Raw genomic sequence first — 26,924 nt, forward strand, 5'->3', positions numbered from 1 at the left:
GTATGTAGTTTTGAAGGCAGCAGGGAACTGTGCCGGGATAATCCTCGATAGCTCAGTGGTAGAGCGTTCGGCTGTTAACCGAAATGTCGTAGGTTCGAGCCCTACTCGGGGAGTTTATTCAATAAATTGAATATACTATATTTTATGGCTCCATGGTCAAGCGGTTAAGACATCGCCCTTTCACGGCGGTAACACGGGTTCAAATCCCGTTGGAGTCATTTTTACATTATGGCGACTTAGCCAAGTGGTAAGGCATGGGACTGCAACTCCCTGATCATCGGTTCAAATCCGTTAGTCGCCTTAGAGACCTCTATGATTTTATCATAGGGGTTTTTTCAATATAATGTATTTTATAGGAAAAGATGCGTTGTTTGTAATAGAAGTTTGTAAAAATTGAAAGAGAAAGGACAGGAGTAAGATGCAAAAAGAACATTTCCTAAAAAAGACAGTTATTGTATGTCTTCTGGCTATGATCTGTTGTGTTCTGTGGGGAAGTGCTTTTCCGGGAATTAAAATCGGCTATAAACTTTGGAATATTGATATAAAAGATATGGCATCTCAGATTGTTTTTGCCGGAGTTCGTTTCTTTTTAGCAGGTGTGCTTACGATTATCATAGGAAGTGTTTTGCAAAGAAATATTTTGTTTCCGCGAAAAGAAAATGTGAAAGCGATTCTTTGTCTTGCCGCATTTCAGACAGTGATCCAATATCTGTTTTTTTATATTGGGCTGGCTCATACGACTGGTGTAAAGGCTTCTATTTTGACTGCATGTAATGTGTTTTTTGCGATTTTGATCGCTGGTGTTTTTCTCCATCAGGAGAAGCTTAACAAAAGAATTCTGATCGGTTGTCTGCTAGGTTTTCTTGGAGTGATATGTATTAATATGCAGTCAGGAAGTGTAGAGCTTCATTTTATCTGGAACGGAGATGGCTTTATACTGCTTGCAGCGTTATCCTATGCCATTTCCTCAGTCATGATCAAGCAGTATGGAAAGACACAAAATACTGTACTGCTTAGTGGATATCAATTTATGGCTGGTGGCATTGTTTTGCTGGTGACAGGAATTGTATTGGGCGGACAAATCCAAAATGGACAGAACGGTGCAATTGCTATTATTTTGTATTTGTCATTTGTATCGGCAATTGCATATTCTTTATGGGGTGTTTTGTTAAAGTATAATCCGATTTCAAAAGTAACTGTTTTTGGATTTTTTAATCCGATTGCAGGCGTGATCTTGTCTGCATTGCTTTTGCAGGAAAAACAGGATATGGGACTCGGAACATTAATTGCTTTAATTTTAGTATCTTGTGGGATTTATCTTGTAAACAGGGATTCGGATAAAAAGAAGAAAAAATAGACAGTGACAGCAAAATGTTCTAAAATAGCAGGATGTACAAGAATGTATGCTTGAAATATGAAAAAATAAGAGACTTAAAGGTGATAGTCAGATTTTATGTTGTTGTGTTTTTGAAACTGTAAATGAGTTGCGATAAGCAAAAATAATCAGTAGATGAATTATGGTAAGTAAAAATGATCAGTAGATGAGTTGTGCTAAGCAAAAATGATCTGAAAAATAGAAAAGCAAAAGCTTGGAAATGGAGTTGAACATGAAAAATAGTTATCGTTTTTTTCAAAATAGAGAATGTGAGTATTTTCCATGTCATTCTGTAAAAGATGATACAGATTTTAATTGTCTTTTTTGCTTTTGCCCGTTATATTGGAAAGAACAGTGTCTTGGTAATCCGGTTTATATTAAAGATGCGAGAGGGCAAAAGATTAAAGATTGTACGAATTGTACGATTGTTCACAGACCGGATATGTATGACCGGATCGTGAAAAAGCTCATGGAAACAGATCAGACCTTTTCGATTGATATACGAAGCATTTGGGACACTATCTGGGAGCGGGTAGCAAGGATGGCATCCTGGGAACAAATGGATCAACAGACATATCGTGAACATAAAGCAGAAGCTACAAGTGGAATGGTCTCTATTTTAGAGAAAGATAAGACATTATATTCGATCAAAGTTCTTTTGCAGCCATTTGAAAAAGAATGCATACAAGCTGGTTTTTTTATGTTTGGTGAAACCAATATACGATGTAACATTTTAGAAAAAATATGCAGAGAACAGATCGTATGCGGTTATTTATATTGTTTTCATGCGCCTGATATACCAATGGGTGAAAAAACATCTTTGTTAATGCAATATTATATTGAGCTTTTTCAAATTGCCTGTATGGATGTTACAAGAGAGTATGTACAGGAGTATTTGGAAAAGAAACATAGTACGGATAATGCATTTTGCAGCCCGTCTTTTGGACCCGGATATTATGGAATGAACATAGATGCTGTCAAGCCATTATTGGATCTGATGAATTCTCAAAAAGCAGGTGTTTCGTGGAAACAGGATAATATGCAACCGTCTATGAGTATTGCCGGGATTTATCTGGTTAGTGTAGAAAATTTACAAACGATCTGTAAAGATTGTGAAAGCTGTCTGGGGATGGAGAGTGGCTGCTCATATTGTTATGGACGTAAGCAGGAAATGGATAAAAAGAAAAGAGGCTAAGTATGGAAAAAGATTTTTTGGGAGATATTGAGCAATTTTTTGGAGAGTCAAAATTAAAGCCGGAGCAATATTCCGCATTAGGGCTTGCTTATATTGGAGATTGTGTGTATGATCTGATCATACGAACGATCGTAATTGACCTTGGAAACGGTAAAGTGAAAAATTTTCATCGGATAACAAGCAGTATTGTAAAAGCAACTTCACAGGCAAAATTGATGAAGGTGATCATGGAAGATCTTACACAGGAAGAAGAAGCTGTTTATCGTCATGGACGCAATACAAAATCAGCAACATCTGCTAAAAATGCTTCGATTGTCGATTATCGCGTAGCAACGGGATTTGAAGCATTGATTGGATATTTATATTTGAAACATGAAACGCCACGAGCATTAGAACTTGTAAAAAAGGGACTGGAAAAAGCAGAGTTGCTTCCGGAAACATTGTAATCTACAAAGCTCGTTGAAAATGATTTAAAGAGAATTTGTAAAAAAGTGAATGTGGAAATGAAACGAAGGGGCTGCATGAAATAATGAAGTGGGTATCAGCTACATAGAGCAGTTCATAACACTGGGAATAAAGAAGCAGCAATCATGATCGGATTATAATAAACTGATAAATAAAGAACAGTAATCATGATCGGATTATAATAAACTGATAAATAAAGAACAGTAATCATGATCGGATTATAATAAATTGATAAATAAAGAAAAGAAACAACTGAAAATACATTTTAGAAGACGGAGGATCATTATGAGATATGAAGAATTGACAATAGAAGGAAGAAATGCAGTGTTAGAAGCGTTCCGTTCAGGAAAAACCATTGACAAGGTTTTTGTTCTTGACGGAAGTCAGGACGGACCGATCCGTACAATCGTCAGAGAAGCAAAGAAAACGGACGCAATCATAAATTTTGTCAAAAAAGAACGTTTGGATCAAATGTCAGAGACCGGAAAGCATCAGGGCGTGATTGCATATGCAGCTGCTTATGAATATGGAACAGTAGAAGAAATGCTTCAAAGTGCTGAGGAGAAGCAGGAACCGCCATTTTTGATCTTATTGGACAATATTGAAGATCCACACAATCTGGGCTCTATCTTACGTACCGCCAATCAGGTAGGTGCACATGGTGTCATTATTCCAAAGCGTAGAGCAGTCGGATTGACAGCTACGGTCGCAAAGGCTTCTGCAGGTGCGATTAATTATACTCCGGTAGCAAAAGTTACCAATCTTGTAAAAACAATGGATGAACTTAAGAAAAAAGGAATGTGGTTTGTCTGTGGTGATATGGATGGAGATCCCATGTACCAATTGGATCTGACAGGACCGATTGGTGTTGTTATTGGAAATGAAGGGGATGGAGTGAGCCGTCTTGTCAAAGAAAATTGTGACTTTGTAGCGTCCATTCCAATGTTTGGCGATATTGATTCGCTCAATGCATCTGTAGCAATGGGTGTGTTATCTTATGAGATCGTAAGACAGAAAATGAAAAAAGCAAAATAAGTTTTTGCTGGAAATTTGCAAAAAACGATAAGTGAAAGCCTTTGATAGCGAGTTGCAAAAAAAGAGGTGCGAAAAAGCCTTTGATAGCGAGTTGCAAGAAAAAGAGGTGCGAAAAAGCCTTTGATAGCGACTTGTAAGAATAAGGATGGAGAAAAAAGTCTTTGCTGGGGATTTGTAAGAAAAAAATGAGGGGGAGAAAGATTCTATGGTGTTGAAGGAAAAGAAAGAAGAAGAGCTGATCGTATCTGCACAGAATGGAAATGAAGAAGCAATGGCGGTTCTTTTAGAACGTTATAAAAGTTTGGTGCGGGCTTTATCTCGTCCTCTCTTTTTAATGGACGGAGATCAGGATGATCTGTTACAAGAGGGAATGATCGGCTTATATAAAGCAATCCAGACATTTCAAGATCAAAAAAATGCATCTTTTGAAACCTTTGCAACACTTTGTATTAAAAGACAGTTATATAGTGCGATCAAAGCGTCCAACCGGAAAAAAAATATTCCATTAAATTCTTATATTTCCATTGACAATGCACAGGATCCAACCAATGCAGAACTTGAGAAAATCTTTGTAACAGATGCAGCACAGGCTATGCGTCAGAAAAGTCCGGAAGATATCATCATAGGACAGGAAAATGTAGAAAATACGCAAAAAAAGATGTTTATGCATCTGAGTAATATGGAAAAGCAGGTGTTAGAGCTTTTCTTACAGGGATTAACCTATCAGGAAATTGCCCAAAAGATGGAGAAGTCTCCAAAAACAATTGATAATGCATTGCAACGCATTAAAAAGAAAGTGGCGAAGAAAAGAAAATAATAGCAAAACAATATCATAATTTGCAGAAAAATTTTTTCTTAGGAGATGTAACCTTTGTTTGCAGAAAAATCTTATATAAACCTGTCAAGCATTTTTGAGAATTCTTATATTAAGTCTTGAAATGTATAACAATATGAGATATAATAGCATTTGTGATTGTCGTTTTGGGCAATAAAAATTGCTGTCTTGGCGCAGTCGGTAGCGCGTCGCCTTGGTAAGGCGGAGGTCGGGGGTTCAAGTCCCCTAGACAGCTTAGTAGCGTAGACTTAGGTTTGAGTCTACGCTATTTTAGAATGACGCAAAAATATTTCAACAGATGGAAGAGGAAGAAAATGCAAAACAGGAAAAAAATTTTTAAGTGCATGCTGTTTGTCTGTGCTCTTTTCGTACTGGCAGGAGTGTTCGGAGGAGTAGCAGGAAAGGCAAAGGAGAAGAAAACATTTACAGTAGGATTTGATGCAGCATTTCCACCATATGGTTATCAGGATGATAGTGGAGAATATGTTGGTTTTGATCTGGATCTGGCACAGGAAGTCTGTAACCGCAGAGGATGGACTTTAAAGAAACAGCCGATTGACTGGGATTCTAAAGACATGGAATTAAAATCCAACACGATTGACTGTATCTGGAACGGTTTTACCATGAATGGCCGTGAAGACAAATATACATGGACAGATGCCTATGTAGACAATTCACAGGTTGTATTGGTAAGCAAGGAAAGTAATATCAAAAAATTATCAGATCTTGCAGGAAAGATCGTCGTTGTGCAGGCAGATTCTTCCGCAAAAGAAGCATTAGTCGGGGATGATGCGACAAAAGAGAATAAAGACCTTGCGGCTTCCTTTTCTAAGATGCAGGAAGTAGCGGATTATAACAGTGCGGTTATGAATCTCGAATCAGGTGCAGTCGATGCGATCTGCATGGATATTGGTGTTGCAAAATACCAGACCGGAAAACATAAATCATTGACGATCCTGGATCAGAAGATTTCTTCAGAAGGATATGGTGTCGGTTTTTATAAAGGAAATACCAAGCTTCGTGATCAGGTTCAGGAGACATTAAATGAGATGGCAGCCGATGGAACTGTGGATAAGATTGCGCAAAAATATGCAGACTATAATCTGCCGGAGTGTGTTTGCATTGGAAAGAACACAGACGTAAAAGAAACAACGTCCGCTCAGAAAGAAAAGGTTTCAAAGAATACAGACAGTGATACAGCACAGGAAGAGCATGTCGGTTTTGTCGGTAAGATGAAGCAGGGATTTGCGAATTTCGGAAATATAACAAAACAATTGTGTAAAGGATTTGGTGCAACATTGTCGATCTTTTTCCTGACAATGATCATTTCGCTTCCTTTAGGTCTGCTTGTGACCTTTGGAAGAATGACAAAGATTACACCGATCCGCTGGATCACAAAAATATATATTTCTATTATGCGTGGTACGCCATTGATGCTTCAGCTTCTGGTTGTATTCTTTGGTCCATATTATCTTTTTGGTATCAAGCTTGCCTCAACGGTTCCGCATTATCGTTTTATTGCGGTGATCATTGGTTTTTCATTGAATTATGCGGCTTATTTTGCAGAAATCTATCGTAGCGGAATTGAGAGCATTCCGGCAGGTCAGAGAGAAGCAGCTAAGTTGCTCGGATATACAAGAGGACAGACATTTGCCAAGATCATTCTGCCACAGATGATCAAGAGAGTTATGCCACCGGTTACTAATGAGATCATTACTTTAGTAAAAGATACTTCTTTAGCATTTGTATTATCGTATATGGAGATGTTTACAATGGCACAGCAGATTGCTGCAACATTAACAAATGTAATGCCAATCTTTGTAGCGGGTGTATTCTACTATATCTTTAATTATCTGGTAGCATTTGTAATGGAACTGATCGAGAAGAAGTTAAATTATTATCAATAAAAGTAATCTGGATCGTGTCAGGTGACGTATCAAAACGTAACAAATCAAAAGGCATGTCTAGCTGGGGAGGAAACTATGTCTATATCTGTTTTAGAAATGAAAAATGTACGAAAAAGCTTTGGTTCGCTCGAAGTTTTAAAAGATATTTCTTTGAATGTAAAAGAAGGAGAGGTTGTTTCAATCTTAGGACCATCCGGTTCGGGTAAATCAACATTACTTCGTTGTGCGACACAGCTTGAAACGATGACATCGGGAAATCTTTCTTATATGGGAGAGACGGATCCAAAGAAAATGATGCCATATTATGGATTGGTATTTCAGAATTTTAATCTGTTTCCACATTATTCTGTGATGAAAAATATTACAGACGCTCCGATTCATACACAAAAGCGCAATAAAGAAGAAGTCTATCAGCAGGCAGAAGCTTTGCTTAAAAAGCTTGGACTCGAAGGAAAAGAAAATGCATATCCATGCCAGCTTTCAGGTGGTCAGCAGCAGCGAGTAGCGATTGCAAGAGCTTTGGCGATGAAACCGAAGATGCTTTTCTTTGATGAGCCGACATCCGCTTTGGATCCTGAGCTTACAGCCGAGATCTTAAAGGTTCTTTTGCAACTTGCTAAAGATAAAATGACAATGGTGATCGTAACACACGAAATTGATTTTGCACGTCATGTATCCGACCGGGTTGTCTTTATTGATGGTGGAGTGATTGTAGAAGAAGGAAAGCCGGAAGACGTGATCGATCATCCTTCTAATGAAAGAACGCAAAACTTTTTAAAAAAGCTACAGCGAGGATAAAAATTTTGTAAAGTACAGCAAGAAAAAGAAACGGGGAATTTAATGAGCAAAAGTACATGTAGTGCTTCCTTTGGCAGCAGTGAAGATAAAATCTGGTCTTTGATCACCGGGCAGTCGGATCATACATGGCGGACTGATCTGCTTCGGATTGAAGAAGGAGAAAAAAAGTATTCTGTTGTTGAATATTATAAGAATGGTGATGTTGTGACAGCAGAGGTCAGTATGACTATTCCGCATCAGCGTTATGAATGTCATATAAAAGGCAGCGGCTACGAGGGAAAAAGAATCTTTTCACTTATGAAAAAAAACAGCCGGACGATCCTTTCTATGGAAGAAGTGATCTGTCGTAGTAAAAGAAAGTCTAAAGAGAAGATTACGCTACGTGTACGTTTCAGCCTTTTCTTTTTAAAATCATATTTAAAAAAGAGACAGAAAAGGTATATTGGGGATCTGTACAGGGCATTGAACGAAGAACCGGGGAGTTGCAGCTGGCACTAAATAAAGCTCATGCTTAGAGAATAGATAGACGATAAGATTCAGAAAAAAAAGATAAAAACAGTAAATGGAATTTTCGGAAAGGACAGAAAAATGGTAGTTACAAAATATTCCTTGATAGGTGCAATCTTACAATATTATCCTAGTGCAGAACAATGCTTTAATGAAATGGGGATGCATTGTGTATCCTGCCATATGTCACCGCGAGAAACATTAGAACAGGCATGTATGACACATCAGTGTGATGTAGAGGAACTGATCGCGAAATTGGATCATCATATTAACGGAGAAGCAGAAGCTTAGGAAAGATAAGAGCAGATATAGTATGCACACCGGAAGTATAGGAAAGATAATAATACCTTCTTATAACAGAAAGCCGGCAATATCAGAAAATGCATAGGATTAGTAGGAGGAATTACAAATGACAGCAACATTTTGGTCTGTGTTACCACCGATCATTGCGATCGTATTGGCATTGATCACAAAAGAGGTATACAGTTCTCTTTTGATCGGAATTATTATGGGAGGACTTTTATATTCTGCCGGAAACCCGATCAAAGCAATCGAGATTGTTTTTGGTATTATGTCTGATAAGATTGGTGACAATGCATATATTTTAGTTTTTTTAGTATTGCTTGGAATATTAGTTGCATTGATCACGAAGTCCGGTGCATCAAGAGCTTATGGTAAATGGGCATCGACAGCGATCAAATCAAGACGTGGAGCATTAGCGGCAACAAGCTGTCTTGGTGCGTTGATATTTGTAGATGATTATTTTAATTGTCTTACCGTAGGAACGGTAATGCGTCCGGTAACGGATAAATATAAAGTAACCAGACAGAAGTTAGCCTATATTATCGATGCAACGGCAGCACCGGTATGTATTCTGTCACCCATCTCAAGCTGGGCGGCAGCAGTCAGTACATCGCTGCCAAAAGACAGTAAGATTGATGGATTTTCACTTTTTTTGCATACGATCCCATTAAATATGTATGCTATCTTTACATTGATCTTTCTGATATTTTTGATCTGGCTGGATCGTGATTTTTCGCGCATGAAAAAAGCAGAGATCGATCAGTATACAGCAGAAGAACGAAAGAAAATGGACAATGATGTATCTGTTATCGGAAAAGGAAAAGTAAAAGATTTGGTACTCCCAATCGCTGTGCTGATCATAAGCTGCATTACGATGATGCTTTATACAGGTGGCCTGTTTACAGGAAAGAGTGTGATCACGGCATTTTCCGATTGTGAAGCATCAAAAAGTCTTGTAATTGGCTGCTTTATCACATTAGTATTTACATTTTTCTTATATATTCCAAGAAAGATAATTCATTTTGACCAGTTTTGTGAAAGTTTTACACAGGGATTTAAAGCAATGACATCGGCTATCATGATCCTGTGTCTTGCATGGACATTGTCAGGAATCTGTAGTGCAGACTATTTAAATATTGGCGGTTATGTCAGTAAGATTGTAGAAGCCAGTGCAGTTATTGATATGCTGCTGCCGTTTTTATTCTTTGTGATTGCTTTAGGACTTTCATTTGCGACAGGAACATCGTGGGGAACGTTTGGAATATTGATTCCTATCTCGGTTGCGGTCTTTGGAGAGTCCGGTTCGATGCTGACGGTCTGCGTAGCCGCAATTTTAGCCGGTGCAGTCTGTGGCGATCATATTTCACCGATATCAGATACGACCATTTTGGCTTCGGCAGGAGCACAATGCGTACACATTGAACATGTGTCAACACAATTTCCATATGCATTGCTTGTTGCATCTGCCTGCGGCGTGGGATATCTGTTTGCGGGCATCCTGCATAATCCGTATATTGGATGGATTGTCGGTCTGGTCGTATTAAGCATAATATTGGCTGTAATCACAATTTGTACCGGGAAAGAAGATAAAAAAGACAGAGCAGGCTTATAAGGCTGCTCTGTCTTTGCCAATCATGATGGAAAATCAGATTTCGTAATCCATGCTCAGACGAACGGATACATTTGGTCTGACATAGGTGTCAGCAACATGCACATGTGAAGGATGTGTCTGATAACCTTTTAGAGCTTCGTTTGATTCTAATTCGCTGTCCATCATGATATCAGCAGAAGAAGAAGCAAGAAATTCTGTGCGGATATTCATTTTCGTTAATCCCGGAACGACTCCTACTAAAGCTTCCAGATTCTTTTTGATATCTGTTTTGACTGCCTTTTTTTGTTCTGTTGATAATTCATCATTTAATTTCCATAAAATAATGTGTTTTACCATAATAATTCCTCCTGATTTTTGTTATGCATTTGTGGTATCTTCCCAAGACGAATCCTTTTGACCGGATTTTCGTTCAGAAGATTCTAAGAGTGCATTGTCATATGATTTTGACACTTTAACAGAGATAGTATAACATGAAGTGATGAAATCTGCTATCAGGAAGAAGGGAAAAATAAAAGCGGATAGGGGAAAAAGGAAAATAATATGTTTGTATGTACACGGCAAACGGATTTTAATGGAAAAATGTGTACAGGAAAGAGGAGTTTTATGAACACTGCACCACAGAAGGAACGGAAAGAAAATCATACGATTGACTTTTGGAAATTGTTTTTTGCACTTTGTATCGTTGGTATACATACGAATCTTGTCAAAATTTTTCCATCGGAGCACACACAATGGTATGTGATGCAGGTTGTATTCCGGATGGGCGTTCCTTTCTTCTTTGTTGTATCGGGTTATTTTTTAGGCAGAAAGCTTTGGAATTGTACAGACAGAAAAGAACAATGGCATTGTGTCGGAAAATACATTATAAAATTATTGCCGCCTTATCTTGTATGGTCGATCGCAAACCTGATCGTAACAATTCCGTTATGGTATCGGAACTTAGGTGGAGATCTGAAAGCAGTGCATATGATGATCATTAAGACGATTCTTTTTTATCCGACAGGAGCGATGTGGTTTGTCTTAGCATGTGTTATTGGCGCTTTCCTGCTCTGCCTGTTTTGGCGGCATAAGATTGTGATGGTGTTTTTTGCAATCGCAGCACATACTTTTGCATTGTTTGCGAATACCTATTACTTTGTTATTGCAAATACACCGTTGCATAAAGTGATCGATCGCTATTTAGAGATTTTCCTAAATCCGAGAAAAGGGATCTATGTTGGCTTTCCATTGCTCATGATAGGGGCATTTCTGGCATATCCGGATCTGATCCGGCATTTCAGGGCATCATGGGCAGCAGTACTTACGATTTTATCGGCAATTGCACTTGTATTGGAAATGACAGTTATCTATGGAAAAGAGACTAAAGATGATATTTCTTTGTGTATTTCTTTTTTAATACTGGTGCCATGTATGGTTGTGTTTTTCTTACAAAAAGATATTTTACACAGGATTCCGATGCAGTGGGCAAGAGAACTAAGCACTTGCATTTTTTATCCGCATTGTTTTTTTCGAACGCTTTTACGGGATTACTATCATCTGGAAAATCCGCTTGTCCTGTATGGAATAACAATAGCAATCTGTCTGGTGCTTTTTGCACTCAGTAAAAAGAGCCGTTTGATCAAAAAGATTGTATGACAGGAAATTGTTCGTGATAATAATATATTTTCACTCCAAGACAGGAGCGTGTATGATGGCTCTTTGATTAAAGAGCGTATGCCAATATCTAACAAAAACTTTATTCTTTGTATACTTTTTGGTATAATTACTGAATATTCAGGTGTATCACCTGAGGTACTGAGATAACAGGAGGAACTTTATGAGAAGACGAATAATAATTATGGGGATGGCATTACTGTGTACATTTTCATTATTTATGGGAATGATAGCCAATGCCAAAACAAAAACATCGGGGGTACACCAGAATCAGCTAGAAGAGTATATTTTAAAAGAAATGCCGGAGGCTCATGTTCCGGGTATGACCATTTCTATTGTAAATGATAACAGAGAATTGTATTGTGCGGCATATGGTACCGTGCAAAAGACAGAGGCGGATTTTACAATGGGAGCATTATCCCAGACGATAACAGCTGCTGCTATATTGCATTTGCAGGAAGAAGATGAACTAAAGCTTGATGATACAGTTGGCGATTATCTGACCGATTATCATTCGGCTGAGGCGGTTACGATCGAGCAATTATTAACACATACAAGTGGTCTTTCTAAAGATTCTGATCTGTCTGATATCAAGCTGAATGATGAGTGGGGAGATTATGCTTATGCAGATGTCAACTATATGTTATTAGGTAAGATCATTGAATCTGTGACTAACATGACTTATGAAGAATATGTTTCGGATAATATTTTTGATGTTTTGGATATGAATTCTACATTTTCACTGTCAAACAGCAAAGAATTCAGTGAAAATATCGTAACAGGGTATCAGACTTATTTTGGTTTCCATGTTCCAAAAGAGATTGATGCACAGAAGAATAAGGAAGATGCGGCATCAAACTCTTTATTATCGAATGTAAAAGACATGGGACGTTATTTGCAAATGTTTTTAAATGATGGTGGAAAAGTCTTAGATAAGAAAAGTGTTAAGAAAATACTGAAAGGTCAGGGAGATGTTACGGATGCAGAGGCTTCGGATATGCTTTTTGGTACTAAAGTATCATCGGGCATGGGCTGGATGGAGACAAAAGTAGCTGGTACAAGAGTGCTTTATCAGTTAGGAACAGCACAGAATGCAACAACAGTCGCAATGCTTTTGCCGGAAGAAAATCTGGGTATTACGATGATGTTTAATACAATGGATTATCTGGTAGGACAAAAACTGATCCAGAAAATGGAAAAAGGTATTTTAAATATTGTTCTTGGTAAGACAGCAGATGAAATCGGCAGCAGTACTTACATGACAAAATATGCAATTGTTGATGGTCTGGTCGTGCTTGCACTTGTTCTGGCGTGGCTTCCGATCATGATGATGGGATTCTGGAGCCATAGAAGAAAGAATCATATATGGAGCATTGGTGGAATTTGCATTGATGGATTGATCCATCTGGTTGTGCCTAGTGTAGTCTTAGGATTGCTTTATACAGTAGCAAAGACAGATCTGATCCGTAGTTATATGCCGGATCTGTTCCTGGCGATCTGGGCATTTGCAATCTCGTTGTATATCGGAGCAGTGATCAAGCTGATCGCTATGTTTGTCTATACAAAAAAGAAGCATGCTGCGGGAGTTGAGTTGGAAGAACAGACTGTTGAAAGTGAAGAAGCAGCTAACAGTTTAGTAGAAAAGAATGAAGACAAATCCGTTGATAAAGAGGATACAGAAGCTTCAAAGACAGAAGAAAAGCCAGCCGACAGTACAACAGATAATACAGGTAAGATGGAAGAAAAGTCTTCTGAAAGCAAAACAGAAAAGAACAAAGAAAAATCCGCTGACAGCAAAGCAGAAAAAGCAGAAGACAAACCGGCTGCAAAGGCAGAAGAAAAGTTCGAACAGGAAGCGGCAGCAACAAAGGAATAGCAGGAAAATAGATTGACAGATGCTTAGAAATCTGCTAAGATTATCAACAATCGAAAAATCAAATGCAATGACGAGGAGGAGTACATATCTCCCGAAAGTATAGAGAGAAGATGGATGGTGAAAATCTTTGTTTCGGATTTATGGAAGTAGCCTTTGAGCAGTGAACCGAAAGAGAAGCAAAAGTCAGCATATGACAGCAGATTGTATAATCTGAGATGAAAAGCTTTTTTAGTAGACTTCAACGGAATTCCACCGTTACAGGGAATGCAATATTAATGATATGATCAGCGTGTTGTATGAGTGCGAGGAGTAATCTTTGAAATTAGGTGGTACCGCGGAATAGTTCGCCCTAAGTTAATTTACATTAACTTAGGGTTTTTTAGATGTTATAAAAATTTCGGGATAACATACCACGTCAGATACAAGAAACGCTAAAAAGAAATCATCCAACAGAAAGGTATGGTGAAGGAAAGATGATGAAAGGTACAGAGATAATAGTAAAAGCTTTGATCGAAGAAGGAGTAGACACTCTGTTTGGTTATCCGGGAGGACAGGCAATTGATATTTTTGATGCCTTATATGATCAGGATCAGATTGAAGTGATATTACCGCGTCATGAGCAGGCATTGATCCATGCAGCAGACGGTTATGCAAGATCAACCGGAAAAGTAGGTGTCTGTCTGGTAACAAGCGGACCGGGTGCAACGAATCTTGTCACAGGTATTGCAACAGCCAATTATGACAGTGTTCCATTAGTATGCATTACAGGACAGGTTCCGTTAGGATTGATGGGTAATGATGCTTTTCAGGAGGTTGATATTGTCGGTATTACAAACAGTATTTGTAAATATGCCGTAACCGTACGAACCAGAGAAGAACTGCCTAAGATCTTAAAAGAAGCATTTTATATTGCACGAACCGGCAGACCGGGTCCTGTTGTTGTCGATATTCCCAAAGATATCCAGCAGGCGATGGGATCGGAAGAGTATCCTACCGAGGTCAGCATCCGAGGCTATAAACCAAATGACAGTGTCCATGTCGGACAGATCAAAAAAGCATGTACACTTTTAAAGAGGGCAAAGAAACCATTATTCTTATTGGGTGGCGGCGTAAATATTGCGGGTGCTAATGAAGTTATGTTAAAGCTTGCCGAATATACACAGATCCCTGTTATCACTACGATCATGGGAAAAGGTTCGATTCCGACAACGCATGATCTGTATCTTGGAAACATCGGCATTCATGGAAGTTATGCGGCAAACCATGCAGTATCGGAATGTGATGTTCTGTTCTCAATAGGAACCCGTTTTAATGACCGTATCACCGGAAAGATCAGCGAATTTGCAAAACACGCAAAGATCATACATATTGATGCGGATTCGGCTTCTATTTCAAAAAATATCGTAGTAGATATTCCGATTGTCGCAGATGCTAAGTTAGCGATTGAGAAACTGTTAGAGTATGTCAGCCCTAGCAAAGCAGAGAAATGGCTAGAGCAGGTGACAGAGTGGAAGAAAGCCAATCCGATCAACATGGACAAATACGAAGGTTTGACACCGGAGAAAGTGATCCGTTATATCAATGAAAATATTAAACATCCGATCGTTGCAACAGACGTAGGACAGAACCAGCTTTGGACAACACAATATCTTGAATTAGAAAGCAATCATCAATTTCTGACTTCCGGTGGACTTGGAACAATGGGATACGGCTTCCCGGCTGCGATCGGAGCGCAGATCGGTAATCCTGACAAAACAGTAATTGCTATTTCCGGTGATGGCGGAATGCAAATGAATATTCAGGAATTTGCAACAGCGGTTGCTTTAGAGCTTCCATTGATCCTGATCGTTTTCAACAATGGTTATCTCGGAAATGTCCGTCAATGGCAGGAACTGTTCTTTAACAAACGCTATTCAAGCACCTGTCTGACATATCGCAAAAGCTGTCAGAAAGATTGCATGAACCGTGATAAATGTTGTCCGAAATATATTCCTGACTTTGTAAAACTTGCAGAGAGTTATGAAGCATATGGAATCCGTATTACAAAAGAAGAAGAAATTGCAAAAGCATTTGCTTATGCCCAAGAGCATAAAAATGCACCAACGCTGATCGAATGTGTCATTGAACGCGAAGCAAATGTATTTCCGATGGTTCCGACAGGCAAGACATTAGACGATATGATCATGGATTGCTAAAGAAAATGAAAGATAAAAAGTAGAAAAGACAGATGCTTTAGCATACAGGACATCTGCCGGTAGATATGTATGCAGAAATGAGGAAACAGTATGGAGATTAAGAAAAGATGTATCTCTCTTTATGTAGAGAACCGAATTGGTGTTTTAGCTAAAATTTCCGGATTATTATCGGGAAAATCATATAATCTGGATACCCTTACCGTCGGAGAAACAGAAGATCCGACCGTGTCTCGTATGACGATCGGCATGACAATGGACGATGTAACATTTGAACAGGTCATCAAGCAGTTAAACCGCTGTGTGGTAGTGATCAAAGTCATTGATTTTACGGAAGTACCGATCCATAAAAAAGAATTATTATATATCAAAGTGTCTAGCTGCTCAGAAAAAGATAAGGCAGAAGTATTCCGTTTAGCAAAGGTATTTTCTCTTGATATCATTGACTATGACAGAAACCATATCATTGTACAATGTGTCAAAACAGAAGATGCCAATAATGACATGATCGCTTTATTCAACAAAACCTTTATCAATCGTGTGGAAGTAGTCCGTGGCGGCAGCGTTGCGATCGAAGCGGTATCTACACAGGAAAGATAGAAAAAGCAGAAAGTAACAGATAATCCTGTATTTGAGAGAAAAGAGGTTTTCATGGATTGGAATAATGCGTATCTGATTCCCTTATACAATGCTCTGCTGATTCCGGTTCTGATCTTTGGACTTGGTCTGGTCGTAGAAGGTTTTGGTAACCTGCTGACAGCGGTGATCTCACTTTTTTTTGGCGGGAGTGTAGCATTTTTTGTACGAAATCGACTGACTTTTATCGGAACAGTGCATCATGAACTCGCACATGCCTTGTTTGCAACATTATCGGGAGCAAAAGTAACAAAGATCGAACTTTTTCATGTCAGAGGAAACCAGCTTGGCTGTGTGGAATTTTATACGAGAGGTAATGTGGTGATACAGGCACTTCAAATGACACTTTCCAGCATTGCACCGGTGATCTGCGGTGGTATCAGCTTATGCCTGCTGACATGGGTATGGCGCTATCATTGCATCGAAGAGTGGCATTATATTCTGACAGGCTATCTTTTTATCAGTATTTTTTTTCATATGAATATGAGTACGCAGGATATCAAAAATGCATGGAAAGGAATGCCGCTTTCAATCGTGATCTGTTATCTGATCTTTCTTTTTAGTAAGATCAACCTGTTTGCATTTTTTGGCATTTCCTTTCCGATGTTATAAAAAGATACGCAATCCTTTTGGATAGTGGTTTTTTAAAATACCGTTTTGTGCTTTTCCCCAACCTAAGCTGACACCCTGATAGGTTACAAGTGTCCATGATTTCATCGAGGCATCACATGGTATGGTTTCACCATGAAGATATGCCGTTGCTTCTGCTTCGGTACAACAATGTGACTGTTTCACAAGGTTTTCCTGCAACATCATCGCTAGTGCGTGAGCCGGCTCAAAACGGTTTTTCTTGCGCGTACCAAGATGTAATCCTGCACGAAGTACTTTTAGGGTATCAAGAGAAAATGACTTCTCCGGTAAAAAGTACAAAGCATCGCCAAAGAAACGGAAACGATTGTAATCGGTACAGGATAACATATCTTTTACGATACCGGCAGATGCACTGTCTTCCTGATCGGAAACGATTAAAGAGTCATTCAAAAAAGCAAGACAGTCAGCAAGCTCTTTTGGAGCTTTTTTTCGTTGGCGTTTTTTATCCGGTATGTCTGTTATCGTCCCTTTCTTTCGAAGCCGGGCTGCAAAATGACCTTCCCCGGAAAGCTTATGAGGCCATAGACGCAAGGTGTTTGGAATCTGCCTAAGAATGGAATCGTCATACTCTTTGCATAGAAAAGCAGTCCGTCCGCTTTCTAAACCGCAGTTATCTGGCAGATATTCTTTCCAGTCTTCTACCATGTAGTCAGGATGATTTTCTAAAAACCACGCAATGATATCTTCATCTTCTTCGGGAGCAAATGTGCATGTAGAATATACCATTACACCACCCGGCTGTAACATGCGATCCGCACATTCTAAGATCATCTCCTGACGTTTTCGGCAGACTTGTACCTGATTCAAAGACCATTCTTTGATCGCAATCTCATCCTTTCGAAACATTCCTTCTCCGGAACATGGAGCATCGACAACGATCTTTTGAAAAAAGAGCGGAAAATGATCGGCAAGTCTGTCAGGAGACTCGTTACATACAACACTATTTCCGACACCCAGACGCTCAATGTTTTGTGACAGGATCTTAGCGCGGGCAGGATAGATTTCATTTGACAGAAGCATTCCCTTCCCGGCAAGATGTCCGGCAATCTGCGTAGACTTACCACCCGGAGCAGCACAAAGATCGCATACGATATCACCCGGTTCTGCCTGCAAAAGACTTGCAACAGACATTGCACTTGGTTCCTGAATGTAGTAAGCACCGCTTTCGTGTAATGGGTGTCGTCCCGGATGTTCTTCAAAAACAGCATAAAAGCCCTCCTTTGCCCAAGGCACAGGAGTCAGGGTAAAAGGAAGGGCTTTTGGATCTTTGTTATATTTGAGTGGATTTACGCGAAGTCCATATGATTTTGTATTTTGATAGCCGGAGAGAAATGAATCGAATTCCTCTTTTAATAATTCCTGCATTCGTGTTATAAAATCTTGTGGTAAATTCATGTAAACCTCTTTCTGTTAGATCAGATCAATGATATCAATATTTTCTCCGGTGATTCCGACATGAGCGCCATCTTTTGCTTCGGCAGTATCTTTGTGTGCGATAAGCCATTTGTTTGCTGCCCAGAGCATTTTGTCTTCGTCGTTCTTAGGAGTGATCGAAGGCATTTCCTCATTGGTACCCTTTGGAAGTACGATGATTACACGGAAACCTTCTGCTTTCTTGGCACTGCAAGGTGCATAGTGAAGTGTAGTAGCATAAAGCTCTACAGCAGTTCCCTTTGGACAGAGGAAAGCCTCTGTCTTGGAAGAATCGATCTGACCATCGATCACATCCTGCTCGCGTGCTACTAAAAGAATTACATCATCTGCGGCAATATCGATCTCGCTGTCACGATGGTATTCAAAACAATTTAATTTTGTATTAGTACCATTGCAATAGCCGATCTGAATTGGCATTCCACCATAGCAATTATCACGAATCTCGCTAAATACACTTTCTGCTTCCAATATATCAACAGATGGTACATAGATCACAGAATCTGCCGGTTTCTCGGAATTTGCTTCTAATGTTGCTAAAAGGGAAGAAAAATCAAACCCTTTTACTACTTTTCCATAGGCTGCAAAAGCCTGGTCATTTACTGATTGAATTTTCATAATCATCCTCTTTTCTGCGCACAATTTTTTTGCTGTTTGTATCTTTTTTGAGCCAAACGGTGCGTGCTTTTAAGTTTTTTGTGTGCGCTGCAAAAAAACTTATTTTTTATACTGTAGGAAATCGTACAGCATAGTTATCTTATCTTTCATAGTATACCATAGTTCCAAGAGGGATAAAAGAAGAAAAAGACGGAAAAATCTTATCGGGAACCGTGATTGTATTGTTGTAATATGAGCAAAGAAAAGGTATAATTAACCCGATATATTTTATATTTTAAGACAGGTCAGGATGGAAGGAAGAAGAGCCATATGAAGATAGCACTTGGTCAGATCGACATGGTATGGGAGGAGAAAGAACAATCCTTTCAGAAAGCAGAACAGATGATAAAAGAGGCTGCAAAAAAGCGGGCAGATGTGATCCTTTTTCCTGAGATGGCTTTTACCGGTTTTTCGATGAACATCGAAAAGATTGCAGAACCCGAACAGGATTCGCTGACAAGACAGCAGATGGAACGGTTTGCAAGGCAATATCATGTTGCAATCGGATACGGATGGGCAGCACAGGGAAAGAAAGCAGACCAAAAAGCGAAAAATTGCTTTACTTTGTTGGACAAAGAAGGAAAAGATCTTGCACAATATACGAAGATACATCCTTTTTCTTATGGGAAAGAAGATCAATATTATCAAAAAGGGAAAGAAATCGTAACCGTTCCTTTTCTTGGCAGGACGATCGGACTTTTTATCTGTTATGACTTACGTTTTCCCGAAGTTTTTTCTATCGCAGCAAAAAAGGCAGATATTATGTTTGTGATCGCAGAATGGCCTGCATCAAGGCGGGATCATTGGAAAACGCTTTTAAGGGCAAGAGCGATCGAAACACAGTCTTATGTTGTAGGAGTGAATTGTACAGGTACACATGACGGATTGGAATATAGCGGAGACAGTATGGCTGTTGATGCGATCGGAAATGTACTGGGCTGTCTGGAAGAAAAAGAAGGCGTTTTAATCTGTGATCTGGATGACAAGGCGTGGATATTAAGAGAAAAGTTTCAAACGGCAAAAGACCGGCAGGAAGACTTTTATACGAAACATTATGAATTCGCAACACAGGAAAGCTAGCTTTCCCATGCAGAATTCATAAACGACAAACAGACAATACGATTTGGCAGAGCAGAAATGAGGAGCATTATGAGACAATATGAATTAGCAATCAGAATTGCACAGATACATCATCTGGTAGATGAAAGAAAATATAAAAAAGCATTAGCTGTCATACAGACATTAGATATGCGTCAGGTTCGATCATTAAGTGATCTGAAAGTGTTTGCGGAAGTTTTTACGAGGACGGAACAGTATGATGCAGCAAAAGCAACCTATCTTAGGATTTACCGTAAATCACGTACCAGACGTGTGCTTCACCGGTTGATCTATTTATCAATCCGGACAAATGCATTGGATGATGCAGAAGCTTATTATCAGGAGTATGTGCGTATGCATCCGAGCCAGCGAGATGCATTGATCCTGCGTTATCGTATTGAGAAGGCAAAAGGTGTGCCGATCGGTGAATTGATCGAAATTTTGCAAGAGTTAAAGCAGGAAGAATATATTGAAGAATGGGCATATGAATTAGCGAAGCTTTATCATAGAGCAGGAAGAAGAGAAGAATGTAAAAGAGAATGCGAAGATATTCTCTTGTGGTTTGGATCTGGAGAGATTGTTGAACGTGCCAAAATTCTGATCGAACATTTAGAAGAGAAAGATCCAATGCCTTATATTGATGATAAGGATTTTACAACCCCCAAAAAAGAAGAACCAAACCCGGATGATACAGGTTCCCTTCCTGATATCAAAGAATTCTTAAAAGAACAAAAAGAACTAAAAAAAGAAGAAAAAAGAAGAGAACGCGAATTGCGTAAAGAAGAACGTTACGCAGAGGATGATTATGAAGACGATTATGAAGATGACTATGAAGAACCTTTGAAAGAAAAGGAACATTCCGATACAGATGAATGGGAGAAAAAGTCTGTTACAGAACCGGATGCGTCAGAGAAAGCGGTGGACTTATCTTCAGATAAAAAAACGGACAATGTTATTGAAGAAATGGCGGATAAAAAAGCAACTGTTCCATCGAAGAGTAATCCGAACACCAAAAAACAGATAAATGGAAAAAATGAGGTTGTAAAAAGTAAGGAAGTATCGGAGGATACGAAAAAAAATAAAAAGGCAGCAGAGATAAAACCTCATGTAAAGAAAGAAAAAGGCGGCATTTACAAACTTTCTTCAAGTATCTTAAAATTTGTCATGAAAGAAGAAGAGGATTTCTTAGATTATGACGAAGAGGCTGTAACGAAAGACGAAAAAGTATCGAAAAAGGCGGAAGCAATCCCATCAAAAAAGGAACAGACCCAACAAGAAACCACGAAAAAAGAGGTCAGTAAAAAAAGAGAAGATCATCTGTCAAATTCCAAGACGGAACCGGCTGCAAAAGCACCATCACAGTCAGGAACCGGCATTACACAGGATCTGGCCAAAGAAATTGCAGCAATTTATGAAATGGAACATCGTGAGCAATTAAAGGAAAAAGCAGTTGCCGTATTAAATGAAGGACAGAATCTGGCATCGGATGTACTCGACAGAATGACAAAAGCAGCACAAAGGTCAGCTCAGAAAGAATACATTCCTTTAGATGTAGAAGAGATCACGAATAAAAATACGGAGAGCCGACAGCCGGCAAAAGATGCAGGAGAGAACAGATTCGGATATGATTCGAACAAATCAGTCAAAGAGGCCGCAGCCAAAAAAGAAGAGGCAGAAAAGTCTGTGACACCGGACGAGGACACTTCAACAACCAAAAGCAATGAAAAAGAGAGTGCTGTACAGCAAATTTCTATGCAAGAGAGAGAAGAAAATCTCACAACACAGGAAATACCTGTAACAGAGAGCCGGGAAAATCTCACAACACAGGAAATACCTGTGACAGAGAGCCGGGAAAATCTTACAACACAGGAAATACCTGTGACAGAGAGCCGGGAAGATCCTGCACCACAGGAAACTATTGCAACAGCAGGCAAAGAAGAAATCAATATAGAAACGGACATCGTATCGGATGCATATCATTCTCCGCTTGAGGGTTATGAAGCACCTGAAAGTCATGTGATCGAGAATGAATATATCGGTATACCGGAGATTAATACATCGGATCTGCCAACGACAAGAGCATTGCATCGTTCTTTCAAAGACATCTTAAAACTGATCAGTGGCGAATTAGATCCATCTCATTTTGTATTAATGGGACAGGGCGATGACAGGATCGTAGGTGTTTCAAAGCAGATTGTCCGTGTCTTAAAAGAAAGCGGTTTCTTATCCATTGGACGAATTGCAAAGATTTCATCGGAACAGCTGAATAAGATGGATCTGGTACAATTTCAGAGTCAGTTAAAAGGGAACTGTCTGTTAATTAACGGGGCAGCAGATCTGTTATTTCCTACGATTTCTAAAGTATTTTCCATTATGGAAGAATATCATGGAGATTTTGTCGTGATCTTAGCCGATGAAGGAGCAACACTTGATCAGTTGTTCCGTTTTGTTCCGGCACTTGCAAAGAAGTTCAAGTACATTATTGATATTTCAGAATATACGAAAGAAGATTATACATTCTAAAGAGACAGGAGGTGGCAACATGCAAAGTACAGATGGCATTGTATATGTGATCGGGCATACGAATCCTGATACGGATTCTCTTTGCTCTGCGATCGCATATGCATATTTGAAAAATGCAACTGCTCCCAAGGATCAGAAAGAAAAGATTTATTATGCGGCAAGACGTGCCGGACAGATTAATGCGGAAAGTAAGTTTGTATTGGATTATTTTCAGATAGATATTCCTGATTATTTAGGAGATATCCGTACGCAGGTTATGGACATTGATGTGAATTGTGTGGAAGGTGTTGATGAGAATCTTTCAATTAAAAAAGCATGGAAGATCATGAAAGAAGGAATGTTGCAAACTATTCCGATCGTTGCAAGCAAAGGTACATTAAAAGGACTTTTGACGATCGAGGATATCGCAAAATCCTATATGGACGTGTATGACAGCCACATATTAGCAAATGCAGAGACACCGATCCGCAATATTGTTGAGACATTAGATGGAGAATTGTTACATGGCAATCTGGATGAAAAAGTCTGCTCCGGAAAATGTCTGATCGCAGCCGCCAATCCGGATCTGATGGAAAGCTATATTGAAAAAGATGATATTGTCATTTTGGGTAACCGTTATGAATCACAGCTTTGTGCGATTGAAATGGGTGCAAAATGCATTGTTGTCTGTGATGGAGCAATGGTATCTTACACGATCAGCCGCTTAGCGGAAAGCCATGGCTGTCTGATCATTAAAACTCCCTATGATACTTTCACGGCATCACGTCTGATCAATCAGAGTATTCCGATCGGTTACTTTATGAAAAGTGATCATCTGGTCACATTTAGCAGAAGTGATTTTATTGATGATATCCGCGAGACAATGGCAAAGAAGCGTTATCGTGATTTCCCGATTCTTGATTGGAACGGACGTTATATTGGTATGATCTCTCGTAGAAGTCTGTTAGGAGCGAGAAAGAAAAAAGTCATACTTGTCGATCACAATGAGCCGGCACAGGCAGTTGATGGCATTGATGAAGCACAGATTTTAGAGATCATCGATCATCATCGTATTGGAAGTCTGGAAACGTTAGGACCGGTATATTTCCGTAACCAGCCGCTTGGCTGTACGGCAACGATCATCTATCAGATGTTTAAAGAATATCAGATTGAGCTTCCAAAAGATATTGCAGGCCTGCTCTGTTCTGCTATTTTATCTGACACACTGATCTTCCGGTCACCGACTTGTACGGCAATTGATAAAGAAGCTGCCTATGCTTTGGCTGCGATTGCAGAAATTGAACCTGAAGAATATGCAGCGAAAATGTTTCAGGCAGGAAGCAATTTATTAGCCAAATCACCGGAAGAAATCTTCTATCAGGATTTTAAAAAGTTTGTTTTAGGTGATGTGACTTTAGGCGTAGGCCAAATTACATCCATGACAGCAAAAGAGCTTGAAGAGATCAAAGGGAAAATGATTCCGTATTTACAGAAAGCATTAGTGGAACATGAAGTTGAAATGATCTATTTTATGCTGACGAACATCATGGAAGAAAGCACAGAGCTGCTTTATGCAGGAAGTGGAGCAAAAGAGCTTGCAATTGCAGCGTTTGCGTTGCCGGCAGATACAGAAAAGATCGTGCTAGAGCATGTTGTATCAAGAAAGAAACAAGTAATTCCGGCGTTACTGATAGCATTACAGGAATGATCTTTATCATACAGAAAAAATAAAAATAGAGCTATGGTCTTATTTTTTAGATCATAGCTCCATTTATTGTTATGAAATACAATATCTCATACTAAAGTTATGCTAAGGCATTACTGTAATAAAGACAATACTCCCTGAGTAGACTGGTTAGCCTGTGCAAGCATAGACTGCTGGGCAGCCTGATACACCAAGTGCTTTTGCACTCATATTTTCTATGCTTTTGACGCTGCTTCAATCGCAGGAATGGCTGTGGCAAACCAGTCGCCATCCAGACTTTCAATATCGCCTGCATCACTTGCAGCGGCAATGGCAGGTGTCATCGGGATTTTTCCAAGGACCGGAAGATTATATTCAGCCGCTACTTCATCAACATGACTCTTTCCAAAGATCTCGATATGTTTTTTACAATCAGGACATTCCACATAGCTCATGTTTTCAATAATTCCAATGATCGGTATATTCATCATTTGTGCCATCTTTACGGCTTTTGCAACAATCATCGAAACCAGTTCCTGAGGGGAAGTTACGATCACAATGCCATCGACCGGAATTGTCTGGAAAACTGTCAAAGGAACATCTCCTGTTCCGGGAGGCATATCTACAAACATATAATCTACATTATCCCAGATAACCTCCTGCCAGAACTGTTTTACGGTACCGGCAATGACAGGACCACGCCAGATGACCGGATCTGTTACATTTTCCAAAAGCAGATTGACGGACATGATCTGAATTCCTGTTTTAGAAAGAGCCGGATAAATACCTTCTTCATTTCCCATCGCACGACCGGTAATACCAAACGCTTTTGGGATGGAAGGACCGGTAATATCCGCATCCATTACAGCGGTACGATATCCTTTCTTCTGAAAATTAGCAGCTAACATAGAAGATACCATGGATTTACCAACGCCACCTTTTCCGCTTACAACACCGATGACTTTTCGGATTGTACTCTTTTCATGCGGCTTTTCTAAAAAACTTTTTGGATCTCTGCTTTCACAGCTCTGAGAGCAGCTAGAGCAGTCATGATTACAAGTTTCACTCATTGTATATACCTCTTTTCTTTTTTCTGTTACATGTTACAAAATACAAAACATGATCATGTTATATGAAATTCATGATCATTGGCTGTGTCTTATGTCGTAGTATTGCTGCATGATCTGAGCAGATGAAATGCAACAAATGATATTATAGCAAGATGCCGAAAAAAAGTCCACTATAGCCGTACTGACGACAGAAATTTGTACCATTTCGTTCTATTATGCTACATAACCTGAATATACATACATAGTATGAACAGATAACTGATGTGACAGAGTACATAATAAAAGAAGGGAAGGTTTTGGAATGAATCAATATGAGAGAATGGTATCCTATCTGTATTCCTATAAAAATGGGGAAAAACTGGCAAATGTCGGGTATGCAAAAGTAGAAAAGAGAGGTATGCAATGTCGGATCATGGTACAGATGCGTGCTGTTGTGACACAAAATGCACCCTGTGTTTATCTGTATTGCCAGAAAGAAGATGGAATCCGGACAATTATGATCGGAAAAATGTATGCAAGAGGAACGAACCTGTTATGTAAGTCAGAAACCAAAAGGGACGATCTTTTCGGAACAGGAAAAAGTATAGAAGATATGGATGGGATTTATATTGATATACAATCTGATCTCTACTTTAATACAACATGGAAGAAGGATTATTTTTATAAAGGGGCTCCAGAAGAATATCAGAAAGAGACGATGGAAAGGAAAAAAACGGATCCGGGCACAGCAGGGCAGAATGACTGCGAAGATAAGCTCCAAATGGAAAAAAGAAAGGTGGAAGAAGAAAAAACGCAGGCAGCCGAAATACCGGATCTTACAACACCACAGCAAACTGCCGAAATGCAAAAACAAGTTATACCATCAAAGGAACAAAAAGCAGTAATACAGAACCAGGTTGCGACACCACAGCAAAAAGCAGACATAAAGAATCAGGCTAAAGCACCGCAACAGGAACAAAGTGCAATATCTAAAGAAATTGTAATGGATTCATCTATGGCAAGAGAGATCAAAGAGGCTGCAAAAGAAGCAGCGAAAGGAGAGATACAGATGCAATCTGTATGCAACGCATGCCCGTTTAAAGATCATACGATGGACTATGGACAAAAGATTCTATGTTCTTTTCCGACAATGCATCCGTTTTGTGAAGATGCCATAGAAGGCTGTGTACGGATCGAACCAAAAGATATCGGCTGCTTACCGATGTCAGAATGGTCGTTGTCAGGAAACCGGTTCTTGTTACATGGATATTATTGTTACAGGCATTTGATTTTTGTGAAAGGAAATGACCGGAGGTATTATATCGGTGTTCCCGGAATTTATCATGAGAAAGAGAAAAAACAAGCGGCAATGTATGGCTTTTGTGAATTTTTAACCATTGGAGAATTTGAAAAGACAACAGGAGCGTTTGGCTACTGGGTGCGCCGATTAGTTGAAGCATAAT

23 protein-coding genes, 4 tRNA genes, 1 pseudogene and 1 other annotated feature are annotated in these 26,924 nt (G+C 39.3%); of the genes and pseudogenes, 24 read left to right on the top strand and 4 right to left on the bottom strand.

What is annotated here, in order from left to right; translation table 11 throughout:
- The first annotated feature begins 41 nt into the window (after positions 1–41).
- The 15 genes and pseudogenes from H8700_RS09975 to H8700_RS10045 all read left to right on the top strand — a co-directional run bounded on the left by H8700_RS09975 (position 42) and on the right by H8700_RS10045 (position 10,032).
- Positions 42–113 (top strand) — tRNA-Asn (locus tag H8700_RS09975).
- Positions 114–146: 33 nt separating this feature from the next.
- Positions 147–218, top strand: a tRNA-Glu gene (locus tag H8700_RS09980).
- Between the two features lie 12 nt (positions 219–230).
- Positions 231–301 (top strand) — tRNA-Cys (locus tag H8700_RS09985).
- Positions 302–418: 117 nt separating this feature from the next.
- On the top strand, positions 419–1,357 hold the full coding sequence (locus H8700_RS09990; RefSeq protein WP_249305515.1) for a DMT family transporter: 939 nt from the start codon (positions 419–421) through the stop codon (positions 1,355–1,357).
- Between the two features lie 250 nt (positions 1,358–1,607).
- Positions 1,608–2,570 carry a cysteine-rich small domain-containing protein gene (locus H8700_RS12345; RefSeq protein WP_330606357.1) on the top strand — a complete coding sequence of 321 codons (963 nt, stop codon included), beginning with the start codon at positions 1,608–1,610 and terminating at the stop codon, positions 2,568–2,570.
- Positions 2,571–2,572: 2 nt separating this feature from the next.
- The gene (locus H8700_RS10000; protein ID WP_249305517.1) at positions 2,573–3,016 is read left to right on the top strand and encodes a Mini-ribonuclease 3; all 444 of its coding nucleotides are present in this window, start codon (positions 2,573–2,575) and stop codon (positions 3,014–3,016) included.
- Positions 3,017–3,320: 304 nt separating this feature from the next.
- Positions 3,321–4,070 carry a 23S rRNA (guanosine(2251)-2'-O)-methyltransferase RlmB gene (gene rlmB / locus H8700_RS10005; protein ID WP_249305519.1) on the top strand — a complete coding sequence of 250 codons (750 nt, stop codon included), beginning with the start codon at positions 3,321–3,323 and terminating at the stop codon, positions 4,068–4,070.
- A gap of 205 nt (positions 4,071–4,275) precedes the next feature.
- Complete coding sequence (locus tag H8700_RS10010) at positions 4,276–4,887, top strand: sigma-70 family RNA polymerase sigma factor (RefSeq protein ID WP_249305521.1); 612 nt, start codon at positions 4,276–4,278, stop codon at positions 4,885–4,887.
- A 180-nt stretch (positions 4,888–5,067) separates the two neighbouring features.
- Positions 5,068–5,140 (top strand) — tRNA-Thr (locus tag H8700_RS10015).
- Positions 5,141–5,249: 109 nt separating this feature from the next.
- Positions 5,250–5,987 (top strand): annotated as a pseudogene (locus tag H8700_RS12480) (amino acid ABC transporter substrate-binding protein); the annotation flags it as partial.
- Between the two features lie 150 nt (positions 5,988–6,137).
- Positions 6,138–6,812, top strand: a complete 675-nt coding sequence (locus H8700_RS12485) for an amino acid ABC transporter permease (protein ID WP_249305553.1) — start codon at positions 6,138–6,140, stop codon at positions 6,810–6,812.
- An 81-nt stretch (positions 6,813–6,893) separates the two neighbouring features.
- A complete protein-coding gene (locus H8700_RS10030; RefSeq protein WP_334299648.1) occupies positions 6,894–7,610 on the top strand; it encodes an amino acid ABC transporter ATP-binding protein in 717 nt (238 codons plus the stop codon).
- A 42-nt stretch (positions 7,611–7,652) separates the two neighbouring features.
- Positions 7,653–8,108 carry a hypothetical protein gene (locus H8700_RS10035; protein ID WP_249305524.1) on the top strand — a complete coding sequence of 152 codons (456 nt, stop codon included), beginning with the start codon at positions 7,653–7,655 and terminating at the stop codon, positions 8,106–8,108.
- 90 nt (positions 8,109–8,198) lie between these two features.
- Positions 8,199–8,408, top strand: a complete 210-nt coding sequence (locus tag H8700_RS10040) for a DUF1858 domain-containing protein (protein ID WP_022141207.1) — start codon at positions 8,199–8,201, stop codon at positions 8,406–8,408.
- 118 nt (positions 8,409–8,526) lie between these two features.
- Positions 8,527–10,032 (top strand): Na+/H+ antiporter NhaC family protein, encoded by a 1,506-nt coding sequence (locus H8700_RS10045; RefSeq protein WP_249305526.1) that lies wholly within the window; start codon positions 8,527–8,529, stop codon positions 10,030–10,032.
- A gap of 33 nt (positions 10,033–10,065) precedes the next feature.
- On the opposite strand, the gene H8700_RS10050 is transcribed toward H8700_RS10045, so the two are convergent.
- Positions 10,066–10,368 carry a Dabb family protein gene (locus H8700_RS10050; RefSeq protein ID WP_249305527.1) on the bottom strand — a complete coding sequence of 101 codons (303 nt, stop codon included), beginning with the start codon at positions 10,366–10,368 and terminating at the stop codon, positions 10,066–10,068.
- A 267-nt stretch (positions 10,369–10,635) separates the two neighbouring features.
- Here H8700_RS10050 and H8700_RS10055 point away from each other — a divergent pair, with 267 nt between their 5' ends.
- The 5 genes from H8700_RS10055 (at position 10,636) to H8700_RS10075 (ending at position 17,001) form a co-directional block, all read left to right on the top strand.
- The gene (locus tag H8700_RS10055) at positions 10,636–11,667 is read left to right on the top strand and encodes an acyltransferase family protein (RefSeq protein ID WP_249305528.1); all 1,032 of its coding nucleotides are present in this window, start codon (positions 10,636–10,638) and stop codon (positions 11,665–11,667) included.
- 181 nt (positions 11,668–11,848) lie between these two features.
- Positions 11,849–13,561 (top strand): serine hydrolase domain-containing protein, encoded by a 1,713-nt coding sequence (locus H8700_RS10060; RefSeq protein WP_249305529.1) that lies wholly within the window; start codon positions 11,849–11,851, stop codon positions 13,559–13,561.
- A 58-nt stretch (positions 13,562–13,619) separates the two neighbouring features.
- Positions 13,620–13,916, top strand: a binding site (T-box leader).
- Positions 13,917–14,034: 118 nt separating this feature from the next.
- Positions 14,035–15,756, top strand: a complete 1,722-nt coding sequence (ilvB, locus tag H8700_RS10065) for a biosynthetic-type acetolactate synthase large subunit (protein WP_249305530.1) — start codon at positions 14,035–14,037, stop codon at positions 15,754–15,756.
- Positions 15,757–15,846: 90 nt separating this feature from the next.
- Positions 15,847–16,353: an acetolactate synthase small subunit gene (gene ilvN / locus H8700_RS10070; protein WP_249305531.1), complete on the top strand. Its 507-nt coding sequence runs from the start codon at positions 15,847–15,849 to the stop codon at positions 16,351–16,353.
- Between the two features lie 51 nt (positions 16,354–16,404).
- On the top strand, positions 16,405–17,001 hold the full coding sequence (locus H8700_RS10075; RefSeq protein WP_249305532.1) for a metalloprotease family protein: 597 nt from the start codon (positions 16,405–16,407) through the stop codon (positions 16,999–17,001).
- Here the strand turns inward: H8700_RS10075 and H8700_RS10080 are convergent.
- Positions 16,996–18,435, bottom strand: coding sequence for an RsmF rRNA methyltransferase first C-terminal domain-containing protein (locus H8700_RS10080; protein WP_249305533.1), 1,440 nt, complete (start codon positions 18,433–18,435; stop codon positions 16,996–16,998). The genes H8700_RS10075 and H8700_RS10080 overlap by 6 nt on opposite strands.
- Positions 18,436–18,450: 15 nt before the next feature.
- On the bottom strand, positions 18,451–19,095 hold the full coding sequence (locus H8700_RS10085) for a DUF4867 family protein (protein WP_334299647.1): 645 nt from the start codon (positions 19,093–19,095) through the stop codon (positions 18,451–18,453).
- Positions 19,096–19,398: 303 nt separating this feature from the next.
- Here H8700_RS10085 and H8700_RS10090 point away from each other — a divergent pair, with 303 nt between their 5' ends.
- The 3 genes from H8700_RS10090 (at position 19,399) to H8700_RS10100 (ending at position 24,436) form a co-directional block, all read left to right on the top strand.
- On the top strand, positions 19,399–20,208 hold the full coding sequence (locus H8700_RS10090; RefSeq protein WP_249305535.1) for a carbon-nitrogen family hydrolase: 810 nt from the start codon (positions 19,399–19,401) through the stop codon (positions 20,206–20,208).
- Positions 20,209–20,277: 69 nt separating this feature from the next.
- Positions 20,278–22,749, top strand: a complete 2,472-nt coding sequence (locus H8700_RS10095; RefSeq protein ID WP_249305536.1) for a tetratricopeptide repeat protein — start codon at positions 20,278–20,280, stop codon at positions 22,747–22,749.
- 19 nt (positions 22,750–22,768) lie between these two features.
- Positions 22,769–24,436, top strand: a complete 1,668-nt coding sequence (locus tag H8700_RS10100) for a putative manganese-dependent inorganic diphosphatase (RefSeq protein ID WP_249305537.1) — start codon at positions 22,769–22,771, stop codon at positions 24,434–24,436.
- 212 nt (positions 24,437–24,648) lie between these two features.
- Here the strand turns inward: H8700_RS10100 and H8700_RS10105 are convergent, their stop codons facing one another.
- On the bottom strand, positions 24,649–25,482 hold the full coding sequence (locus H8700_RS10105) for an Mrp/NBP35 family ATP-binding protein (protein ID WP_022141194.1): 834 nt from the start codon (positions 25,480–25,482) through the stop codon (positions 24,649–24,651).
- Positions 25,483–25,783: 301 nt separating this feature from the next.
- Between H8700_RS10105 and H8700_RS10110 the strand changes: the two genes are divergently transcribed.
- Complete coding sequence (locus H8700_RS10110) at positions 25,784–26,923, top strand: DUF6128 domain-containing protein (protein WP_249305538.1); 1,140 nt, start codon at positions 25,784–25,786, stop codon at positions 26,921–26,923.
- The last annotated feature ends 1 nt before the right edge of the window (position 26,924 follow it).

Source organism: Jutongia hominis, assembly GCF_014384965.1.
Taxonomy (GTDB): Bacteria; Bacillota; Clostridia; order Lachnospirales; family Lachnospiraceae; genus Butyribacter; species Butyribacter hominis.